This window comes from Cryobacterium sandaracinum (assembly GCF_004403415.1).
GTDB lineage: Bacteria > Actinomycetota > Actinomycetes > Actinomycetales > Microbacteriaceae > Cryobacterium > Cryobacterium sandaracinum.
Genome location: NZ_SOGO01000007.1, coordinates 141,586 through 157,477, shown reverse-complemented (window position 1 = coordinate 157,477; position 15,892 = coordinate 141,586). Strand labels below are relative to the sequence as shown.

15 protein-coding genes are annotated in these 15,892 nt (G+C 67.0%); 10 read left to right on the top strand and 5 right to left on the bottom strand.

What is annotated here, in order from left to right; translation table 11 throughout:
• Positions 1–10: 10 nt before the first annotated feature.
• The gene (locus E3T25_RS01740; RefSeq protein WP_134371745.1) at positions 11–1,210 is read right to left on the bottom strand and encodes an aminotransferase class I/II-fold pyridoxal phosphate-dependent enzyme; all 1,200 of its coding nucleotides are present in this window, start codon (positions 1,208–1,210) and stop codon (positions 11–13) included.
• Positions 1,211–1,288: 78 nt separating this feature from the next.
• Between E3T25_RS01740 and E3T25_RS01735 the strand changes: the two genes are divergently transcribed.
• From E3T25_RS01735 to E3T25_RS01705, 7 genes are all read left to right on the top strand, one after another.
• Positions 1,289–1,657, top strand: coding sequence for a hypothetical protein (locus E3T25_RS01735; protein ID WP_134371743.1), 369 nt, complete (start codon positions 1,289–1,291; stop codon positions 1,655–1,657).
• A gap of 217 nt (positions 1,658–1,874) precedes the next feature.
• Positions 1,875–2,735 (top strand): hypothetical protein, encoded by an 861-nt coding sequence (locus tag E3T25_RS16600; protein ID WP_166785922.1) that lies wholly within the window; start codon positions 1,875–1,877, stop codon positions 2,733–2,735.
• 119 nt (positions 2,736–2,854) lie between these two features.
• Positions 2,855–4,435: a S1C family serine protease gene (locus E3T25_RS01725; protein WP_134371739.1), complete on the top strand. Its 1,581-nt coding sequence runs from the start codon at positions 2,855–2,857 to the stop codon at positions 4,433–4,435.
• Positions 4,436–4,569: 134 nt separating this feature from the next.
• Positions 4,570–5,631, top strand: a complete 1,062-nt coding sequence (locus tag E3T25_RS01720; protein ID WP_241980526.1) for a glycosyltransferase family 2 protein — start codon at positions 4,570–4,572, stop codon at positions 5,629–5,631.
• Positions 5,628–6,440 carry a CDP-alcohol phosphatidyltransferase family protein gene (locus tag E3T25_RS01715; RefSeq protein WP_134371737.1) on the top strand — a complete coding sequence of 271 codons (813 nt, stop codon included), beginning with the start codon at positions 5,628–5,630 and terminating at the stop codon, positions 6,438–6,440. The genes E3T25_RS01720 and E3T25_RS01715 overlap by 4 nt, the downstream gene beginning before the upstream one ends.
• The gene (locus E3T25_RS01710) at positions 6,427–7,326 is read left to right on the top strand and encodes a glycosyltransferase family 2 protein (protein ID WP_104100224.1); all 900 of its coding nucleotides are present in this window, start codon (positions 6,427–6,429) and stop codon (positions 7,324–7,326) included. The genes E3T25_RS01715 and E3T25_RS01710 overlap by 14 nt, the downstream gene beginning before the upstream one ends.
• Before the next feature lie 73 nt (positions 7,327–7,399).
• Entirely contained in the window at positions 7,400–8,701 is a 1,302-nt protein-coding gene (locus tag E3T25_RS01705) for a hypothetical protein (RefSeq protein ID WP_104100223.1), read from the top strand.
• Here the strand turns inward: E3T25_RS01705 and E3T25_RS01700 are convergent.
• Positions 8,698–9,585, bottom strand: coding sequence for a hypothetical protein (locus tag E3T25_RS01700; protein ID WP_241980525.1), 888 nt, complete (start codon positions 9,583–9,585; stop codon positions 8,698–8,700). The genes E3T25_RS01705 and E3T25_RS01700 overlap by 4 nt on opposite strands.
• Before the next feature lie 90 nt (positions 9,586–9,675).
• On the opposite strand from E3T25_RS01700, the gene E3T25_RS01695 reads away from it, so the two are divergent.
• Positions 9,676–9,969 carry a helix-turn-helix domain-containing protein gene (locus E3T25_RS01695; RefSeq protein WP_104100222.1) on the top strand — a complete coding sequence of 98 codons (294 nt, stop codon included), beginning with the start codon at positions 9,676–9,678 and terminating at the stop codon, positions 9,967–9,969.
• Here the strand turns inward: E3T25_RS01695 and E3T25_RS01690 are convergent.
• From E3T25_RS01690 to E3T25_RS01680, 3 genes are read right to left on the bottom strand one after another with little or no spacing between them, the layout of a single operon-like run.
• Positions 9,966–10,712 (bottom strand): ABC transporter ATP-binding protein, encoded by a 747-nt coding sequence (locus E3T25_RS01690; RefSeq protein WP_104100221.1) that lies wholly within the window; start codon positions 10,710–10,712, stop codon positions 9,966–9,968. The two genes, E3T25_RS01695 and E3T25_RS01690, sit on opposite strands and share 4 nt — an antisense overlap.
• Entirely contained in the window at positions 10,712–11,512 is an 801-nt protein-coding gene (locus E3T25_RS01685; protein ID WP_233191298.1) for an ABC transporter permease, read from the bottom strand. The genes E3T25_RS01690 and E3T25_RS01685 overlap by 1 nt, the downstream gene beginning before the upstream one ends.
• 46 nt (positions 11,513–11,558) lie before the next feature.
• Positions 11,559–12,251: a phosphocholine cytidylyltransferase family protein gene (locus tag E3T25_RS01680; protein ID WP_104100219.1), complete on the bottom strand. Its 693-nt coding sequence runs from the start codon at positions 12,249–12,251 to the stop codon at positions 11,559–11,561.
• A gap of 804 nt (positions 12,252–13,055) precedes the next feature.
• On the opposite strand from E3T25_RS01680, the gene E3T25_RS17235 reads away from it, so the two are divergent.
• Both E3T25_RS17235 and E3T25_RS01670 read left to right on the top strand, forming a co-directional pair.
• Positions 13,056–14,258, top strand: a complete 1,203-nt coding sequence (locus E3T25_RS17235; RefSeq protein ID WP_241980523.1) for an ABC transporter ATP-binding protein — start codon at positions 13,056–13,058, stop codon at positions 14,256–14,258.
• Positions 14,234–15,808, top strand: a complete 1,575-nt coding sequence (locus E3T25_RS01670; RefSeq protein ID WP_241980521.1) for a PAM68 family protein — start codon at positions 14,234–14,236, stop codon at positions 15,806–15,808. The genes E3T25_RS17235 and E3T25_RS01670 overlap by 25 nt, the downstream gene beginning before the upstream one ends.
• Positions 15,809–15,892: the final 84 nt, after the last annotated feature.

Sequence of the window (15,892 nt, the reverse complement as noted above, 5' to 3'; positions counted from 1 at the left end):
TGCCGGGCTGCTAACGGGCGATGATGCCGGCCAGCTGGGCGGCGGCGCGCTCAAGCACGTCCACCTTTTTACAGTAGGCGAATCGCACCAGCGAGGCATACTCTGACCGGTGCTGGGCGGAGCAGAACGCGCCGATCGGAACCGCGACCACCCCGGCGAGATCGGGCAGCACCCGGCAAAACTCGGCGCCGTCAGGGTAGCCGAGCGGCGCGGCATCCGCCACGATGAAATACGACCCCTGAGGTCGACTGACCGTGAACCCCGCTTCGATCAGGCCGCTCTCGAGAACATCACGCTTGGCCTGCAGGTCGGCGGCGACACCAGCGTAGAAGGTGTCCGGCAGGTCGAGGCCCCGCGCGATCGCCGGCTGGAACGGAGCGCCGTTCACATAGGTGAGGAACTGCTTCACGGCCAGGATTGCGGTGACAAGAGCGGATGGGGCGGTGAGCCAGCCGATCTTCCAGCCGGTGGTGTTGAACGTCTTCCCACCGGAGGAGATCGTGATGGTGCGCTCGCTCGCGCCCGGAATCGTCGCGACGGGCACGTGGGCGACACCGAAGGTGAGGTGCTCGTAGACCTCGTCGGTCACGATGAGCGCGTCGTGACGGTGTGCGAGGGACACGATGAGTTCCAGGGTCTCGCGCGGCAGCACGGCCCCGGTGGGGTTGTGCGGATTGTTCACGATAATCAGTCGGGTGCGGTCCGTGATGGCGGCGCGCAGTTCGTCGGGGTCCGGCTGGAAATCGGGCGCCCGCAGGCGCACCGTGCGATGGATGCCCCCGCCCAGCGCGATCAGGCCGCCGTAGGCGTCGTAGAACGGCTCCAGCGTGACAACCTCGTCGCCGGGGTCGAGCAGTGCGAGAACGGTTGCCGCCAGCGCCTCGGTGGCACCCGCCGTCACCAGGACCTCGGTATCCGGATCGACGGACAGGCCGTAGAACCGGTGCTGATGCCGAGCGATGGCGCCTCGCAGCACGGGCAAGCCGCGCCCCGGCGGGTACTGGTTCGCACCGTCGGAGATCGCCTGGCGTGCGGCTTCGAGAACCTCGGCAGGGCCGTCCTCGTCGGGGAATCCCTGGCCGAGGTTGATGGCGCCGGTGCGCAGGGCGAGGGCACTCATCTCCGCGAAAATGCTCGCGGCGACGGTGCCGTCCGCGGCGAGCAGGCCGGCCCCACGGGCCGTGCGTCGCCAGGCCCCGGAGATTGTCATGATGTCACCTGCATGGCTCCAAACTACGACATGTGGAAAGTTCGAGCGGGGCTGCGCCGGATGCCCTAGGTTGGCCGCATGCGGACCGTGCAGCGCGACCTCCTCGTTCTGGGCCCGCTGCTGCTGCTCGGCACACTCGCGCTGACCGGTTGCACGCCCGAACCGGTGCCCCAAGCGCCCCAGGCGTCCGAGACGACCGCGCCGACGGATGCCCCCGTCTTCGCGTCCGATGAGGAAGCTCTGGCTGCGGCCACCGAAGCCTATGCGGCGTATCTGGCAATGTCAGACCAGATCCTCGCGGAGGGTGGGGAAAACCCAGACCGAATTCGTGCGTTTTCCACTGAAACGCTAGCCGAGATAGAGATGGAAGGTTACGCCCAGGTCCGGTCCAACAAACTCAGAAGCGTCGGCGAAAGTCGGTTTTCGGACTTAATCCTTCAGGATTGAGCCTAACTGAAAAAGCCGGCCGAGGGATAGTTACCACCTACTTGTGCTCGGACATCTCGGAAGTGGACGTGGTGAACGTGAATGGTGACTCCGTCGTGAAGGATGCGAGACCAGATTTCACTCCCTTCATCGTGTCGTTTGATCTCGTCTCGCGAGAGCCGGTCAAGCTCCTTGTGTCGAGCGCTGATGTCTGGGACGGGGCCGGAATATGCAAGTAATGCGGACGAACGTCGCCATCATGATTTGCTTCCTGACCGCCTTGATAGTCCTCACGATCCCCGAACCGACTCTTGCCGCCGATGGTTCCTGCAGTCGTGCTGACCTTCAGATTGGGGGCTGCCCGGAGGCTAACGGTGCCATCAACAACGGCGGGGTGGACCTTTCTGCGGGGTACGAGACCGGCGGGGGACAGGGGTCCGGGAACGAAGCCGGTGGCGGAGCGGGATCCGGGGCGAGCGGGTCCGGTTCCGGCAGCGGCAGCGGCAACGCCGGTGGCGGCCAAGTCGGTGCAGCACCCGTCGTCGATCCGCTGGCGTTCGTGCGCGACGACTTCACGGTCAACTGCATTCCGGGGTCGCCGTGCGACCCGAACCTCGTGGTGAGGGTTAGTGATCTGGTCAACTTCCAGCCCGCGGCGCCGTCCCAGACGATGGAACCGCGCGGCTGGAGCGTGGCGGGTTTGCCCGCGAACTTCATCGCGTCGGCATCCGAGCACTCCCGTACCGGCGCCTTGCTGGGATATCCGGCGGAGGTTCATTTCACCCCGGTCGGCTACCGCTGGTCCTACGGCGACGGTGCCCAGGCAAGCACGAACTCGGGCGGCGCGACCTGGGCGGCACTGGGCCTCCCGGAATTCTCCGACACCGCCACCAGCCACGCGTTCGCCAGTCCGGGAAGCTATGCCGTGGTCGTCGCGGTGGTGTACTCGGCCGAGTATCGCTTCGCGGGCCTTGCCTGGCGGCCGGTGCAGGGTACGCTGTCGACCTCGGCCAGCCCGCTCGGCGTGATCGTGGGGAATGCCCAGACGGTGCTCGTCAACCGCGAGTGCACGACAAACCCGGCTGGTCCGGGTTGCTAACTGTGTTGATCGACCCGGCACCGCGCAAGTCACGGCGTCGTCATTGAATGCTCCCAGGCTGCACAGATCATTCGTTCAGGTTCAGGAGTCAAGGTGGAAATGCTTGGAAGGAGCACACCATGACCGACAATCCGCAGGCACCCGGCACCACTCCCGATCCCGACGACGCAGTCCCATTCGAAGTCAATGCGGCCGGCGAGGCTTCCGCCACGGCCCAGCCCTCTGCGGATCACTCCTCCGGCGGCACCCCCGGCGACGAGAAGCCGACCGAGGTCATCCCCGACACAGTTTCCGCCTCTGAGCAGTCGCCGGCCCAGCCCACCGCGGCCCAGTCCACCTCCGCCTCGGCCGAGCCCGCGCGCGTGTACGCCACGGATTCCTTCGGTCGCCCGGTCGCGGAAAGCACCACCTCGAATCCCTACGCGCCGAATACCCAGCCGCAGTCCTACGCCCGTCAGAACGGGTACGCCGCCGACCAGCCCGTCGGCCCGCGCACGCAACCTCGCCGATCGGGTAATATCGCCCTGATCGCGGCCCTCGCCATCGGCGCTCTCGTCGGAGGGGCATCCGGCGCCGGCGTCACGGCCTTCGTGGTCACCAACCAGACCGTCGGAATCCCGACCAGCCAGGCCGACGGCCCCAGCACGGTCGTGGTCAACAACACCGACAGCGTCAACCAGATCACGGCGGTCGCCGCCAAGGCCACGCCCAGTGTCGTCACCATCGCCGCCTCCGACGGCAGCTCCGGCGGAACCGGTTCCGGCGTCATCCTGTCCGAAGACGGCTACATTCTCACGAACACGCACGTCGTCACCCTCGACGGCGCCGCAGCCGACGCCAGCATTCAGGTCACCGCCAGTGACGGCAAGCTCTACGCCGCCACCATTGTCGGCACCGACCCGGTTTCCGACCTCGCCGTGATCAAGCTGGACGGTGCGAGCGGCCTGACGCCGATCAAATGGGCCGATTCCGGCAAGCTCAACGTCGGCGACAGCGCCATCGCGATCGGCGCACCGCTCGGCCTCTCCGGCAGCGTCACCGACGGCATTGTCAGCGCACTGAACCGCAGCATCTCCATCGCCTCCTCGGCTGCCCCGTCGACACCCGAGAACTCCGCACCCGACGAAGAGCAGAGCCCGTTCTTTTTCGACCTTCCCGACCAGAACGGCGGCGCGGCCCAGGCTCCCTCCACCGGCAGCATCTCACTCTCGGTCATCCAGACGGATGCCGCGATCAACCCCGGCAACTCCGGCGGAGCCCTGCTCAACGCCAAGGGCGAGCTGATCGGCATCAACGTCGCCATCGCCAGCGCGGGCGGCGACTCGGCGGCCGCCGGCAGCATCGGCGTGGGCTTCTCCATCCCGTCGAACCTGGCCAAGCGTATCTCCGACGAACTGATCGCCACCGGCACGGCCAGCCACGGTCTGCTCGGCGCCAGTGTCACCAGCGCCGCCGGCAGCCCGGAGAGCGCCACCGTCGGCGCCCTGATCAGCGAGGTTTCGGCGGGCGGTGCAGCGGAGAAGGCCGGACTGCGAAAGGGCGACATCGTCACCAACCTCAATGATCTACCCATCACCGACGCGAACGACCTCACCGCCCAGGTGCGCGCTCTCGCGGCCGGCGAGACGGCCGACCTCACCTTTGTGCGCGATGGAAAGTCGGCCACGGTATCCGTCACGGTCGGCGCACTCTCCAGCTGACCACTCGCTCCTTCCAGAGAACAACAGCTGCGCCGCCGGTGATCCACCGGCGGCGCAGCTGTCGTTTGCGGCCCCGATGCAGGCAGGAAACACCCGGCTGGTAGGCTCTTACCTCCCGCCAGAAGAATGGAACTATGACCAGCCAGGATCCCTCTTCCGGAGCCGCATCCCTGCTCGGGGTTTCCTATGTGATGCCGGTGCTGAACGACGTCACCCATGTGCGCGCCGCCGTGACCAGTCTGCTCCGCCAGGATTACTCGGGGCCTTTCGAGGTCACCCTGGCCCTCGGCCCGAGCATCGACGGCACAACCGAACTGGTTGAGGAGATGGCCGCGGTTGATCCGCGCATCCGCATCGTGGCGAACGAGATCGGCTCCACTCCGGCAGGCCTCAACACGGCTATCCGTGCCTCGCAGTACGCGTTCGTCATTCGCGTCGACGCCCATTCGGTGCTGCCGCCGGACTACGCCCGCATCGCCGTGGAGACCCTTGAGCGCACCGGCGCCGACAATGTCGGCGGCGTCATGGACGCCCAGGGGGAAAGCCCGTTCCAGAAAGCCGTCGCGCGCGCTTACGGCACGAAGATCGGCCTCGGCGGCACTCCCCTGCACATCGGCGGCCCGGAGGGCCCCGCGGAAACCGTCTACCTGGGCTGTTTTCGGATGGACAGCATCGTGCGCGTCGGCCTCTTCGACGAGGGCATCAAGCGCGGCCAGGACTGGGAACTCAACCGCCGCCTGCGCGACCAGGGCGGCATCGTCTGGTTCACACCTCGGCTCCGGGTCGTCTATCGGCCCCGGCCGAGTCTGGCCCGGCTGGCCCGGCAGATGGTGTCCACCGGCCTCTGGCGAGGGGAACTCGCCCGCCGATATCCCGAGGACAACGGCATCCGTTACTTCGCCCCGCCCGTAATGGTCCTGGGTGTCACTGTCGGCACTCTGGCCGGGCTGGCTGGCCTGGTTCAGCTCCTCACCGGGGCGAACCCGTGGTTGCTGCTCGGTTTTCTGATTCCCGCCGCCTACCTGGGGCTCGTCGCCGTGGCCACGGCCCTGGTGACCCGGTCGGACGGGTTTCGTGCCGGGCTGTGGTTTCTCGTAGTCTTGCCCTGCATTCACTTCTGCTGGGGGATCGGCTTCCTGCTCGGGTTTCTGAAATTCACCACCAACATCACGGCCCATACCGGAAGGCACCAATGACGTCAGCGAATCCCGCGGCGACTCGACCCTCCTCAATCGCCGAGCTGCGCCACGTGGCCCAGCCGCCGGAAGTTCGGCTGCGGGCGAACGCCGAGCACTGGACGGCGTCGCTCTACCTGCGCGACATCTCCCCGTATCTGACCTGGATACTTCTGAAGACCTCAATCTCGGCGAACGGCGTCACCGGCCTGATGATCCTGGTCGGCTGGTCCACGGCGGCCGCGCTGCTCATTCCCGGCATCTGGGGCGCGATGCTCGCCCTCCTGCTTGGGCAGCTGCAGATGTTGGTCGACTGCTCCGACGGCGAGGTCGCCCGCTGGCGCCGGCAGTCCTCCCCGGCCGGCGTGTTCCTCGACAAGGTTGGGCACTACACGACAGAGGCCCTCATCCCGATCGCGTTCGGGATCCGGTGCGCCTTCTACCCGTTCGAGGCCCCCGCCGACTTCCTGTGGACCACGCTCGCACTGCTGCTCGCCCTCGTCATCGTGCTGAACAAGGCCCTCAACGACATGGTGCACGTGGCCCGCGCGAACGCCGGCCTGACCAAACTCGCCGATCGCAAGCACGAGCAGACCCCGACGTCGAGCTTCATCGCCCGCGCCCGCCGCCTGGCCCGGTTCCTCCCGTTCCACCGGCTGTACCACTCGGTCGAACTGACCATGCTGATCTTCGTCGCCGCGGTCGTCGGCAGCTTCCTCGGCGAGCCGGCGGTCGACCGGTTCGTGCTGATCGTGCTCGTCCCGCTGGCCTTCCTCTCACTGGTGGGCCACTTCGTGGCCATCATGGCGTCCAAGCGTGTCCGGTCCTAGCGCTTCACCGGTCGGGCCCGCCCTGCCGACAGTGGGGGTCGTGCTGCTCACCCAGGGCACCCGTCCCGACGACCTTGCCCGCGGCATCCGCAGTCTGCTGGCCCAGCAGGGAGTTCTCCTGGACATCGTGTGCGTGGGCAATGGCTGGCAGCCGACCGGGCTGCCGGACCAGGTGAAGACGCTCGGCCTGCCCGAGAACCTGGGCATTCCGGCCGGCCGCAACCGCGGGGTCTCCCGCGTCGCGGGCGAGTTTCTCTTCTTCCTCGACGACGACGCCAGCATCCCGGACCCGCACTTTCTGCGAGATGCCATCGGCGTGCTGCGGGCGGATTCGACCATCGGCCTCCTGCAGCCCCGAGTGGTCGACCCGGCCGGGATCGTGTCGCCGAGACGCTGGATTCCGCGCATCCGCAAGGGCGAAGCCACCCACTCCAGCAACGTCTTCTCGGTCTGGGAGGGTGCCGTACTGCTACCCCGGGCCGCCTTCGACGCCACCGGGGGCTGGGCCGAGCCGTTCTTCTACGCCCATGAGGGCATCGAGCTGGCCTGGCGTGTCTGGGACCTGGGCCTGCGCGCCTGGTACGCCGGCGAGCTGGAAGCGAATCATCCCGTGATCGCGCCCACCCGGCACGCCGACTACTACCGATTGAACGCCCGCAACCGGGTCTGGCTGGCCCGCCGTAACCTTCCGGTCCTGCTCGTGCCCGTCTACGCCGGGTCCTGGCTTCTGATCCAGGTACTGCGCTGGGCTCGAAATCCGGGCGCGCTGCGCGCCTGGCTCACCGGTTTCCGCGAGGGGTGGACCACCGACCCGGGGGAGCGGCGTCCCCTCAGGGCGCGCACGGTGTGGCGGATGACGCTGGCCGGACGGCCGCCCATCGTCTAACGATTCCGTCGTCACGTCCCCTTCGGGGGGCCAGAGGCGCTCGGTCGAGTGGCATCGTCGGTACTCTTGACGGGTGGGTATTCAACGAGACGTCAGGCTTGGGCTCAAGCTGGTCAGGGACGTCACGGCGTCCCGCAAGGCACAGCGGCTGCTGAACGGGCGGCTGTCCACGCGTGAGCCGCTGCCCCGGAATCACTTCAAGATCGCGGTCTACTTCGCCGACGGCGACGTCAATCTGTACCAGATGCGGCAGTGGTACAAGCCGCTCGCGAAGCTCGCCGAGACCTGGCCCGTCCTGGTGCTGAGCCGCAGCGGGGCAGGTGCCCTGCCGCTGATCGATGAGTCCCCGCTCCCGGTTGCCTACGTTCGCCGGGTCGTCGACCTCGAGCAGGTGCTGGCCCAGCAGGACATCCGGATCGTGTTCTACGTGAACCAGAACACCCGCAACTTCCAAATGATGCGCTACGGGGGCCGCTGGCACGTTTTCATCAACCACGGTGAGAGCGACAAAATGTACATGGTCACGAACCAGATCAAGGCCTACGACTACGCCTTCGTCGCCGGCGACGCCGCGATCGCCCGTCTCGACAAGGTGCTTTGGGACTACGACTTCGACAAGCGCGCACTGAAGATCGGCCGCCCCCAGGCCGACTTCTACTCCGGCGCGACGCCGTTCGCCCCGGACGAGCGCCAGGTCATCCTCTACGCTCCGACCTGGGAAGGCGACCGGCCAGCCGCCGCCTACGGCTCGATCGCGTCCCACGGCGTTGCCCTGGTGACGTCACTGCTGGCCTCGGGCCGGCACCGCGTGATCTACCGCCCGCACCCCCGCAGCGGCGTGGTGAGCAGCGAGTACGGCGCGGCGAACAAGACCATCATCGCGGCCATCGCGACGGCGAATGCGCGCGATGCCTCGGCCCGGCACATCTACGACGCGAGCCCCGACCTGGGCTGGCAGTTGTCGGCAGCGGATGTCGCCATCGTCGACATCTCGGCGATGGTCTACGACCGTCTGGCCTCGGGCAAGGCCCTGATGGTGACCCGCCCGGTCGACCCGGCCGCTCAGATCGACTCAGGCGGCTATCTCTCCGACTGCGAGTGGCTGAACGTCGACGATGCGGGAAGTATCCTCGGCGTGCTCGACGATCTCACCCATGACAGCGAGGCCCATGACCGGCTCAAGATCTGGGTCGAGCGTTACTTCGGCGACACCGGTCCCGGAGTCGCCACGGAGCGTTTCCACGCCGCTGTGGCGCACCTGATGGACGAGTGGGAGCGCTTCGACACATCCCACCCGCAGGCCGTGAGCCTGGAAGTGGTCGAACCAGCCATCGACGCTCCGACGGACGAGGTCAGCGACGTCGAGAAGCTCTAGTCTGCACGGGGCGGTGTCGGCGTTGTCGGGTCCGGTGCTCCGGGCATCCGTCGCCGGGGGGACAGCCGGCCGGACAGGCCGGTCAGGGACAGCCGGGTGATCCCCGGGATGCGGCGGGCCGGCGATTCCCGAACGACGATCCGCACCCGGGGGTCCAGTTCCTCGCGGAAACCGACCGGCGGCTGGCCGAACGCGAGCCGCGACGAGTGAACGACCCGCGAGCCCAGGATGTGGTTGCCCGCACCCCCGATGATGGCGCCCACACCGAACGGCAGGGCCTTGCCGATGAAGCTGGCGCCGCCCCTGGCGGCGAACTGCCGGATGAAGCTGCTCTTCAGCCGATCGGTCAGCGGTCCCATGATGGCCCGGGGAATGCTGGTCGTGATGAGTTCGCCCCAGTAAGCGGCGCGCGGGACGCCGGAGCCGGAGACCTGGCCGGCCAGCCGGCGCACCAGGTCTGAGCCTTCGCGGCCGAGCATCATCGTCATCACCAGAGCGCGTGCCCGCTCGGGGTCCTCGACCGTGATGCCGTGCACCTCGCTCACCGACTGCGTGAACAGGGCGGTGGCCTCGAGGAACCCGGCCGTCTCCACGCCGGAGATGGCCAGGGTGACGGCGGTGCCGACCCCCGGGATGACCGCCGTCGCGCCGACCGCGGCACCCCCGGTGGTGACGGCGGCGAGGTAGCGCCGCTCCAGGATCCGGATGATCTCCACGGGCGACGCTTGTGGGGAACGGCGGCGCACGGAACGGATGTGCGCGAGCACGGCAGGACGGTGAATCGCCATCACGCGGTCGAAGCCCGTGACGATCCCGGTGGGGAGCTGGCCGCCTTTCGGCAGGCCACCCGTCTCGGAAATAATCGGCTTGGTTTTTTTGGCCATCAGAGTGCCCTCCGTCAGTGTCCCGATGAGTTTACGTGCCCCGGCTGGGTGCCACTGGCGGAAAACTCGGTGCGCGCCTATACAAGGAGAATGCCTGAGCCGAAGTCAGAAGCATCCCGAATCCTCGGTGTTCGCCTGCGTCGTCGGCGGCGCCAGCTGTCCCTCAATCAGGAGGCCGTCGCCCACCTGGCCGGCCTCAACGTGTCCAACTACGCGCGGATCGACCGGGGACTTGGCAACCCCACTTTCCATACCCTGATCCGGCTTGCCACAGTGCTCGGCATTGAGCCGGGCGATCTGATGACCGGGTTCAATTCCGCTCAACTGCCGCCCTCCCGGGACGGCCTGGAAGATCCGGATGCCGTGATGGCCTCGGCCCGTTAGGCCGGCTTGATCCCGTATTGCGAGTTGTAGAGCGCCAGCACCTCGGTGATGGGGGCATCCAGAACCAGCGCACCCTTGTCAAGGTAGAGGCCTCGGGTGCAGAAGCGCTTGAGGTCCCGCTCGTTGTGGGACACGAAGAACAGAGTTCGCCCACCGGCGAGCAGTTCCTCGATCCGCCGGTAGCACTTCTCCCGGAACGCCTTGTCGCCGACGGCGAGCACCTCGTCCACGAGCAGGATGGGCTCCTCGAGCCGGGAAATCACGGCGAACGCGATGCGCACCTTCATACCACTGGACAGGTGCTTGTAGGGCGTGTCGACGAAGTCGGCGATCTCCGCGAAGGCGATGATCTCGTCGAAGCGCGCCGCGATCTGCTTCTTCGTCATCCCGTGCAGGCCCGCGGTCAGGTAGACGTTCTCGCGCACAGTGAGGTCGTCCACGAAGCCACCCGTGATCTCGATCAGCGGGGCCACACCCTCGGTCACGCGCACCGAGCCCTCGTCGGGCAGCACGACGCCGGTGACCAGCTTCAACAGGGTCGACTTGCCCTGCCCGTTGCGACCGACCACGCCGATCGCCTCGCCGCGCTGCACCGTGAACGCAACGTTCCGCAGCGCCCAGAATTCGTTCGGGCGGATGCGCCGCCTCCGGGCGGCGAACAGGTCCTTGAACGAGCGCCGACCGCGTCGATTGCGGCGGAAACGGATGCCGACACCCGTGAGGGTGATCACCGGTGCCGACACTAGATCTCCTTCAGGACGGCGCGCTCGGTGCGCGTGAAGACAACCAGGCCGGCGACAAGAAAGAGGACCGACATCAGCGCGCTGATCAGCACGAGATTCCAATCGAGCTGCTCGGGGAAGAACGCGGCCCGGTACAGGCTGAACAGGCCGCTGAGCGGATTGAAGCCGGCCCAGAACTGCAGTTCCGTGGGCAGGTCCGCGGTGCCATAGATGATCGGCGATGCGTAGAACAGGAAGCGGAGGATGAGCTTCACGGCCCGCTCAAGGTCGCGGAAGAAGACCACGAGGGGAGCGACGATCAGCCCGATCCCTGCGGTCAGGATCGTCTGAAGCAGGATCGCGAGGGCGAAGAGGGCCGCACCCGCGCTGAGTTCAGCCCCGGAGATGAGTGCGAACAGCAGAAGCACCGGGATGGACGCCACGAACTCGATGCCCTTGGACAGCACGAGCCGGTTCACCCAGATCGTGCGGGGTATTCGGGTGGACCGAATCAGCTTCGCTTCGCGCAGGAACGCGCGGGTGCAGTCGGACACGGTGCCGTTGAACCACATCCACGGCAGCAGCGCCGACAGCAGGAAGACGATATACGGTTCGTTGCCCACCGTGCGCTGGAAAACCTGGGTGAAGACGAACCAGTAGATACCAGCCATGACCAGAGGGTCGAGAATCGACCAGAAGTAACCGAGCAGCGACGTCGAGTAGCGCACCCGCAGATCCCGCTGCGTGAGCAACCAGAGGGAATGACGGTACCTGGCGAAAGACGTGCGCTGCTCAGGGCGCACTTCCGCATATCTACTCACGCGCTCTATCGTAGGGGCGCGGCGCGCGCCCCCGCGAAAGGCGCCGCTAGACGAAGAGGTTCGCCCGTTCGAGATCCTCGGCGAAGTCGACCTCGACCGCGTAGAAATCGGAGATGTCGAGAGGCTCGACCAACAGGTTGTTCTTCTCGATCGCGAGTTCGATGCCGCGCTCGAAGTAGTCCTGGTCGGCGACCTTCGTCAGGTGGTGGACCAGTACAGCCTTGTACGCGCTGGAAATGTAGTTGATGCCCACTGCCTCGCCCAACCCGCCCTTGACAGTCTTGGAGAGTTCTTTGATGTAGCCCTCGGCGCTGGTCGTGTACTTGACCTCCTCGTCGGACACCTTGGAGGTGTTGACGGTGACGAAGGACTGGTCGCGAGCGACCATCGCGGCAGCGCGGTCGAGAATGGCCGGGTCGAAGACGACGTCACCGTTCATCCAGAGCACACCGCCGGTGGTGGACGCCTGGAGAGCGCGCAGAAGGCTCTTCGAGGTGTTGGTCTGGTCATACTCTTCGTTGTAAACGAAGGATGCCTGAGGGAAGGCCTCGATGATGTGCTCGAGCTTGTAACCGACCACGATGGTAACTTTCGCCTTCTTGCCGAAGGCGTGCGCGATGTTGTCGAACTGCTGCTGCATGATTGTTCGACCGTCGTTGAGTTCGGTGAGCGGCTTCGGAAGCGAACGTCCGAGTCTGCTGCCCATACCTGCTGCCAAAATGACTACCTGGGTGGTCACGATTGTCTCCTCAAAAAAGAATTCGAGTGACCGAGACTCTCTCAGATTCAGATCGAGTTTGTCTAGGGTTCACTTGTACGTTCACGTATAGACACACCGTTATGCCAACTCGAGAGTACCCTACGCCCTCGGTTGGGGGGAAGAGCGGACTCCTTTCCGTGTTGCTTTCGTGACCCGGGCGCCCGTGGCTGGGCAGCGCCTGACTGTGTTTCCGGGTGACCCCCGAAGCCTGCGATGTCAGACGGTCCTTGGTAGGTTAGCGAGGTGACTCCAGCGCCCCCGACATCCGAGCCCGACGAGCAGAAGGTGCCCTCTTCTGCGCTAGATTCTGCTGAAACACAGGCCACGACGCCGGCTGTTGTGCGCACCGTCCCGGTGCGCAAGGCCCCTGTCCCCAAGGCGCCGCCGCGCACGAAGGCTACCCCCCGTGTGGCCGCCGGGCGACCGAGTACGGCCCGCGCAAAAGCGGCTGCAGAGGCGAGGGAGGGCACCCCCAGGGCGCCCCTTCCGAAGAAACCCGCGGCCAGGGCCAGCCCAAAGCCCGCACCGAGACCGGCTCCGAAAAGGCCCGTCGCAGCGCCGGAGTCTGACTCTGAAGGCACGTCGCCGACGGCCGACGCCCCGACACTCGCCTCTCCTCCCATCACCGCGGCTCGCACGACGTCGGCTCGCACGACGTCAGTACGGGCCACGGCCGCGCGCACGGCAGCGGCGAAATCTGAGTCCGTCGCGAAAACCGGCGCGGCCCGGTCCAGTGCGGCCAAGGCCAGCGCAGCGCGGGCTGCGGCCATCCGGGCGGCGACCTTGGCTGCGGCCGCGGCCGCGGCCGCCGTCGCCGAACCTGACGCGAGGTCAGTCGAACCTGTCTCTGAGCCTCTCACCACTGACTCTGAGAGTGTCGAACCTGACGCGGAGCCTGCCACGCAGGTTCTGCCGGAGTTCATCCCGTCGCCGGGCGAGGAGGCCGAGCCGGTCCTGGTCACCGCGCTGTCCGTGCCCCGGCCATCCGCTGCCGACGCATCCGCTGCCGACGCATCCGCTGCCGACGCATCCGCTGCCGACGCATCCGTGTCGGCAGGCATCGAACTGGTGCCCGTACTGGTGCAGCTGCCTGGGTCCGCCGAAACGGAGCTGCTGCCTGCCGCCGCCCCCGCTGCCGCCCCCGCTGCCGCGGAACCGCCCGTCGTGAAACGGGCCTCCCGCAAGCGCGGCCCGGTGATTCCGCCGGCTGCGCTCGATCTCGCCCCGCCGGTTGTGCTCGCGGTCAGCGGTCTGCACAAGAGCTTCGGCCGGACCGTGGCGGTATCGGGCATAGACCTCGAGGTTCGCGCGGGGTCGTTCTTCGGGATCGTCGGGCCCAACGGCGCCGGCAAGACCACGACGCTCTCCATGGTCACCGGGCTGCTCCGGCCGGATGCGGGCACCGTCACGGTGAACGGCATCGACGTCTGGGGGAGCCCGATGGCCGCCAAGCGCATCATCGGCGTTCTGCCTGATCGACTGCGCCTGTTCGACCGCCTGACCGGAGCCCAGCTGCTTTATTATTCCGGGGTGCTCCGGGGTCTCGACGACGTCACCGTGCGGCAGCGCGCGGCCGACCTGGCAACCGCCTTCGGCCTCGAAGACGCGCTTAATCGCCTCGTCGCCGACTACTCGGCCGGCATGACGAAAAAGATCGCACTCGCCTGCGCGATGATCCATTCGCCGCGACTGCTCGTGCTCGATGAGCCGTTCGAGTCCGTCGACCCGGTCTCCGCCGTCAACGTCACGGAGATCCTGCAGAAATACGTCGCCAGCGGTGGAACGGTCGTGCTGTCGAGCCACGGAATGGATCTGATCCAGCGCGTCTGCGATCGTGTCGCCATCATCGTGGAGGGTGCGGTGCTGGCCTCCGGCACCATCGACGAGGTTCGCGGCGAGAAAACGCTCGAGGAACGGTTCATCGAGCTGGCCGGTGGACGCAAGGTGGCGGAGGGCATGGAGTGGTTGCACAGTTTCTCGGACTGAAAGTCCGCCTGCTCGCCAATCTGTTCCGGCGCAGCCCCTGGCAGGTCGCCGGCATCGTGATCGGCCTGCTCTACGGCCTCGCCCTGGCCGTCGGCCTCTTTGTAGTGCTCGTCGGGCTGCGCTTCACGGGAGATCCCGTCGCCATTCGCGACGGCCTGGTCGTCGCTGGATCACTCGTCGTGCTCGGCTTCCTGCTGTTCCCGCTGGTCTTCGGGATCGACGACACCATGGACCCGCGCAAATTCGCGACCATGGGCATCCCTAGCCGGAGGCTTTCGTTCGGTCTGGCGCTGTCCTCTCTGGTCGGGGTGCCCGCGTTCGTGCTCTCGGTCGTGCTGCTCGGCACGGTCGTGACCTGGTCCCGCGGCCTCTTAGTGACGGTGCTCGCCCTCGCCTCCGCCACCCTGCTGCTGGCCACCTGCATGCTCGTGTCCCGGGTGAGCACGTCGCTGGGGGCGTTCCTGCTGGCAACGCGTCGATCCCGGGAATTCACCGGAATCATCGGGGTGCTTCTTCTGGTGATGATCGCCCCCGTCGTGCTTCTGGCGCTCAACTTCGATTGGGGTCGCTACGGCCTCGACCTGATCGGCGGGCTGGCGGGCATCCTCGGCTGGACGCCCCTCGGTGCGGCCTGGGCCGTTCCCGGGGATGCCTCCACCGGGCTCTGGGGTGCGGCCGTGCTCAAGCTCTCGATGGCCGCATCAACGACGTACCTGCTGTGGCTGGCCTGGCAGGGACTGGTGGCACGGATGCTCGTCACGCCCGGCCGCGAGGCTCAGGCCCGCCAGTACGGCGGGCTCGGGTGGTTCGACAGCATGCCGCACACTCCGATGGGTGCGATTGCGGCCCGTAGCCTCACCTACTGGCGCCGCGACTCCCGGTACTGGATGTCGGTGATCGTCATCCCGGTCATTCCACTGATCGTCATCTTGCCGCTGTCGTTCGCGGGGTTGCCGATCTCCTACCTCGCTCTTCTGGCGGTGCCGTTGATGAGTGTGTTCCTGGGCTGGACCCTGCACAACGACGTCGCCCTGGACCACACCGCGGTCTGGCTGCACGTGGCCTCCGGCACCCGCGGATTCGAGGACCGGATGGGCCGGTTGGTTCCCGCACTCTTCGTGGGGATCCCGATGATCGCGGCGGGGTCGGCGATCAGCGTGTCGGTCTACGGCGACTGGGCGGTGATGCCGTCCATCCTGGGGGTGAGCACCAGCATCCTGCTGACCGGGCTCGGGCTCTCGAGTTATTCATCGGCGCGCTTCCCCTATCCGGCGACCAAGCCGGGAGACAGCCCTTTCGCTCAGCCTCAGGCGTCGGACACGGCGGCCGCGCTGATCCAGTCGTTCACCTTTGCGGGGTCGATCCTGCTTTCGCTCCCGGCTCTCGCCTGCGCGCTGCTCGGCGTCTTCGTCGACCCGGTCTGGAACATTCCGGCGCTCGTGCTGGGCGTCGCCAGCGGACTGATCACGCTCGTGGGCGGGGTCTTTCTGGGTTCGCTCGCGTTCGAACGGCGCGGGCCGGAGATGATCGCCTCCGCCGTGCGGGCCTAGGCGTCCTGACGTTCGCGTGGCGCGCGTGCTGCGCCGCTGCGCCGCCGGCACGCCACGCGCGGAGGGGCGCAGCTCCCGCGCGAC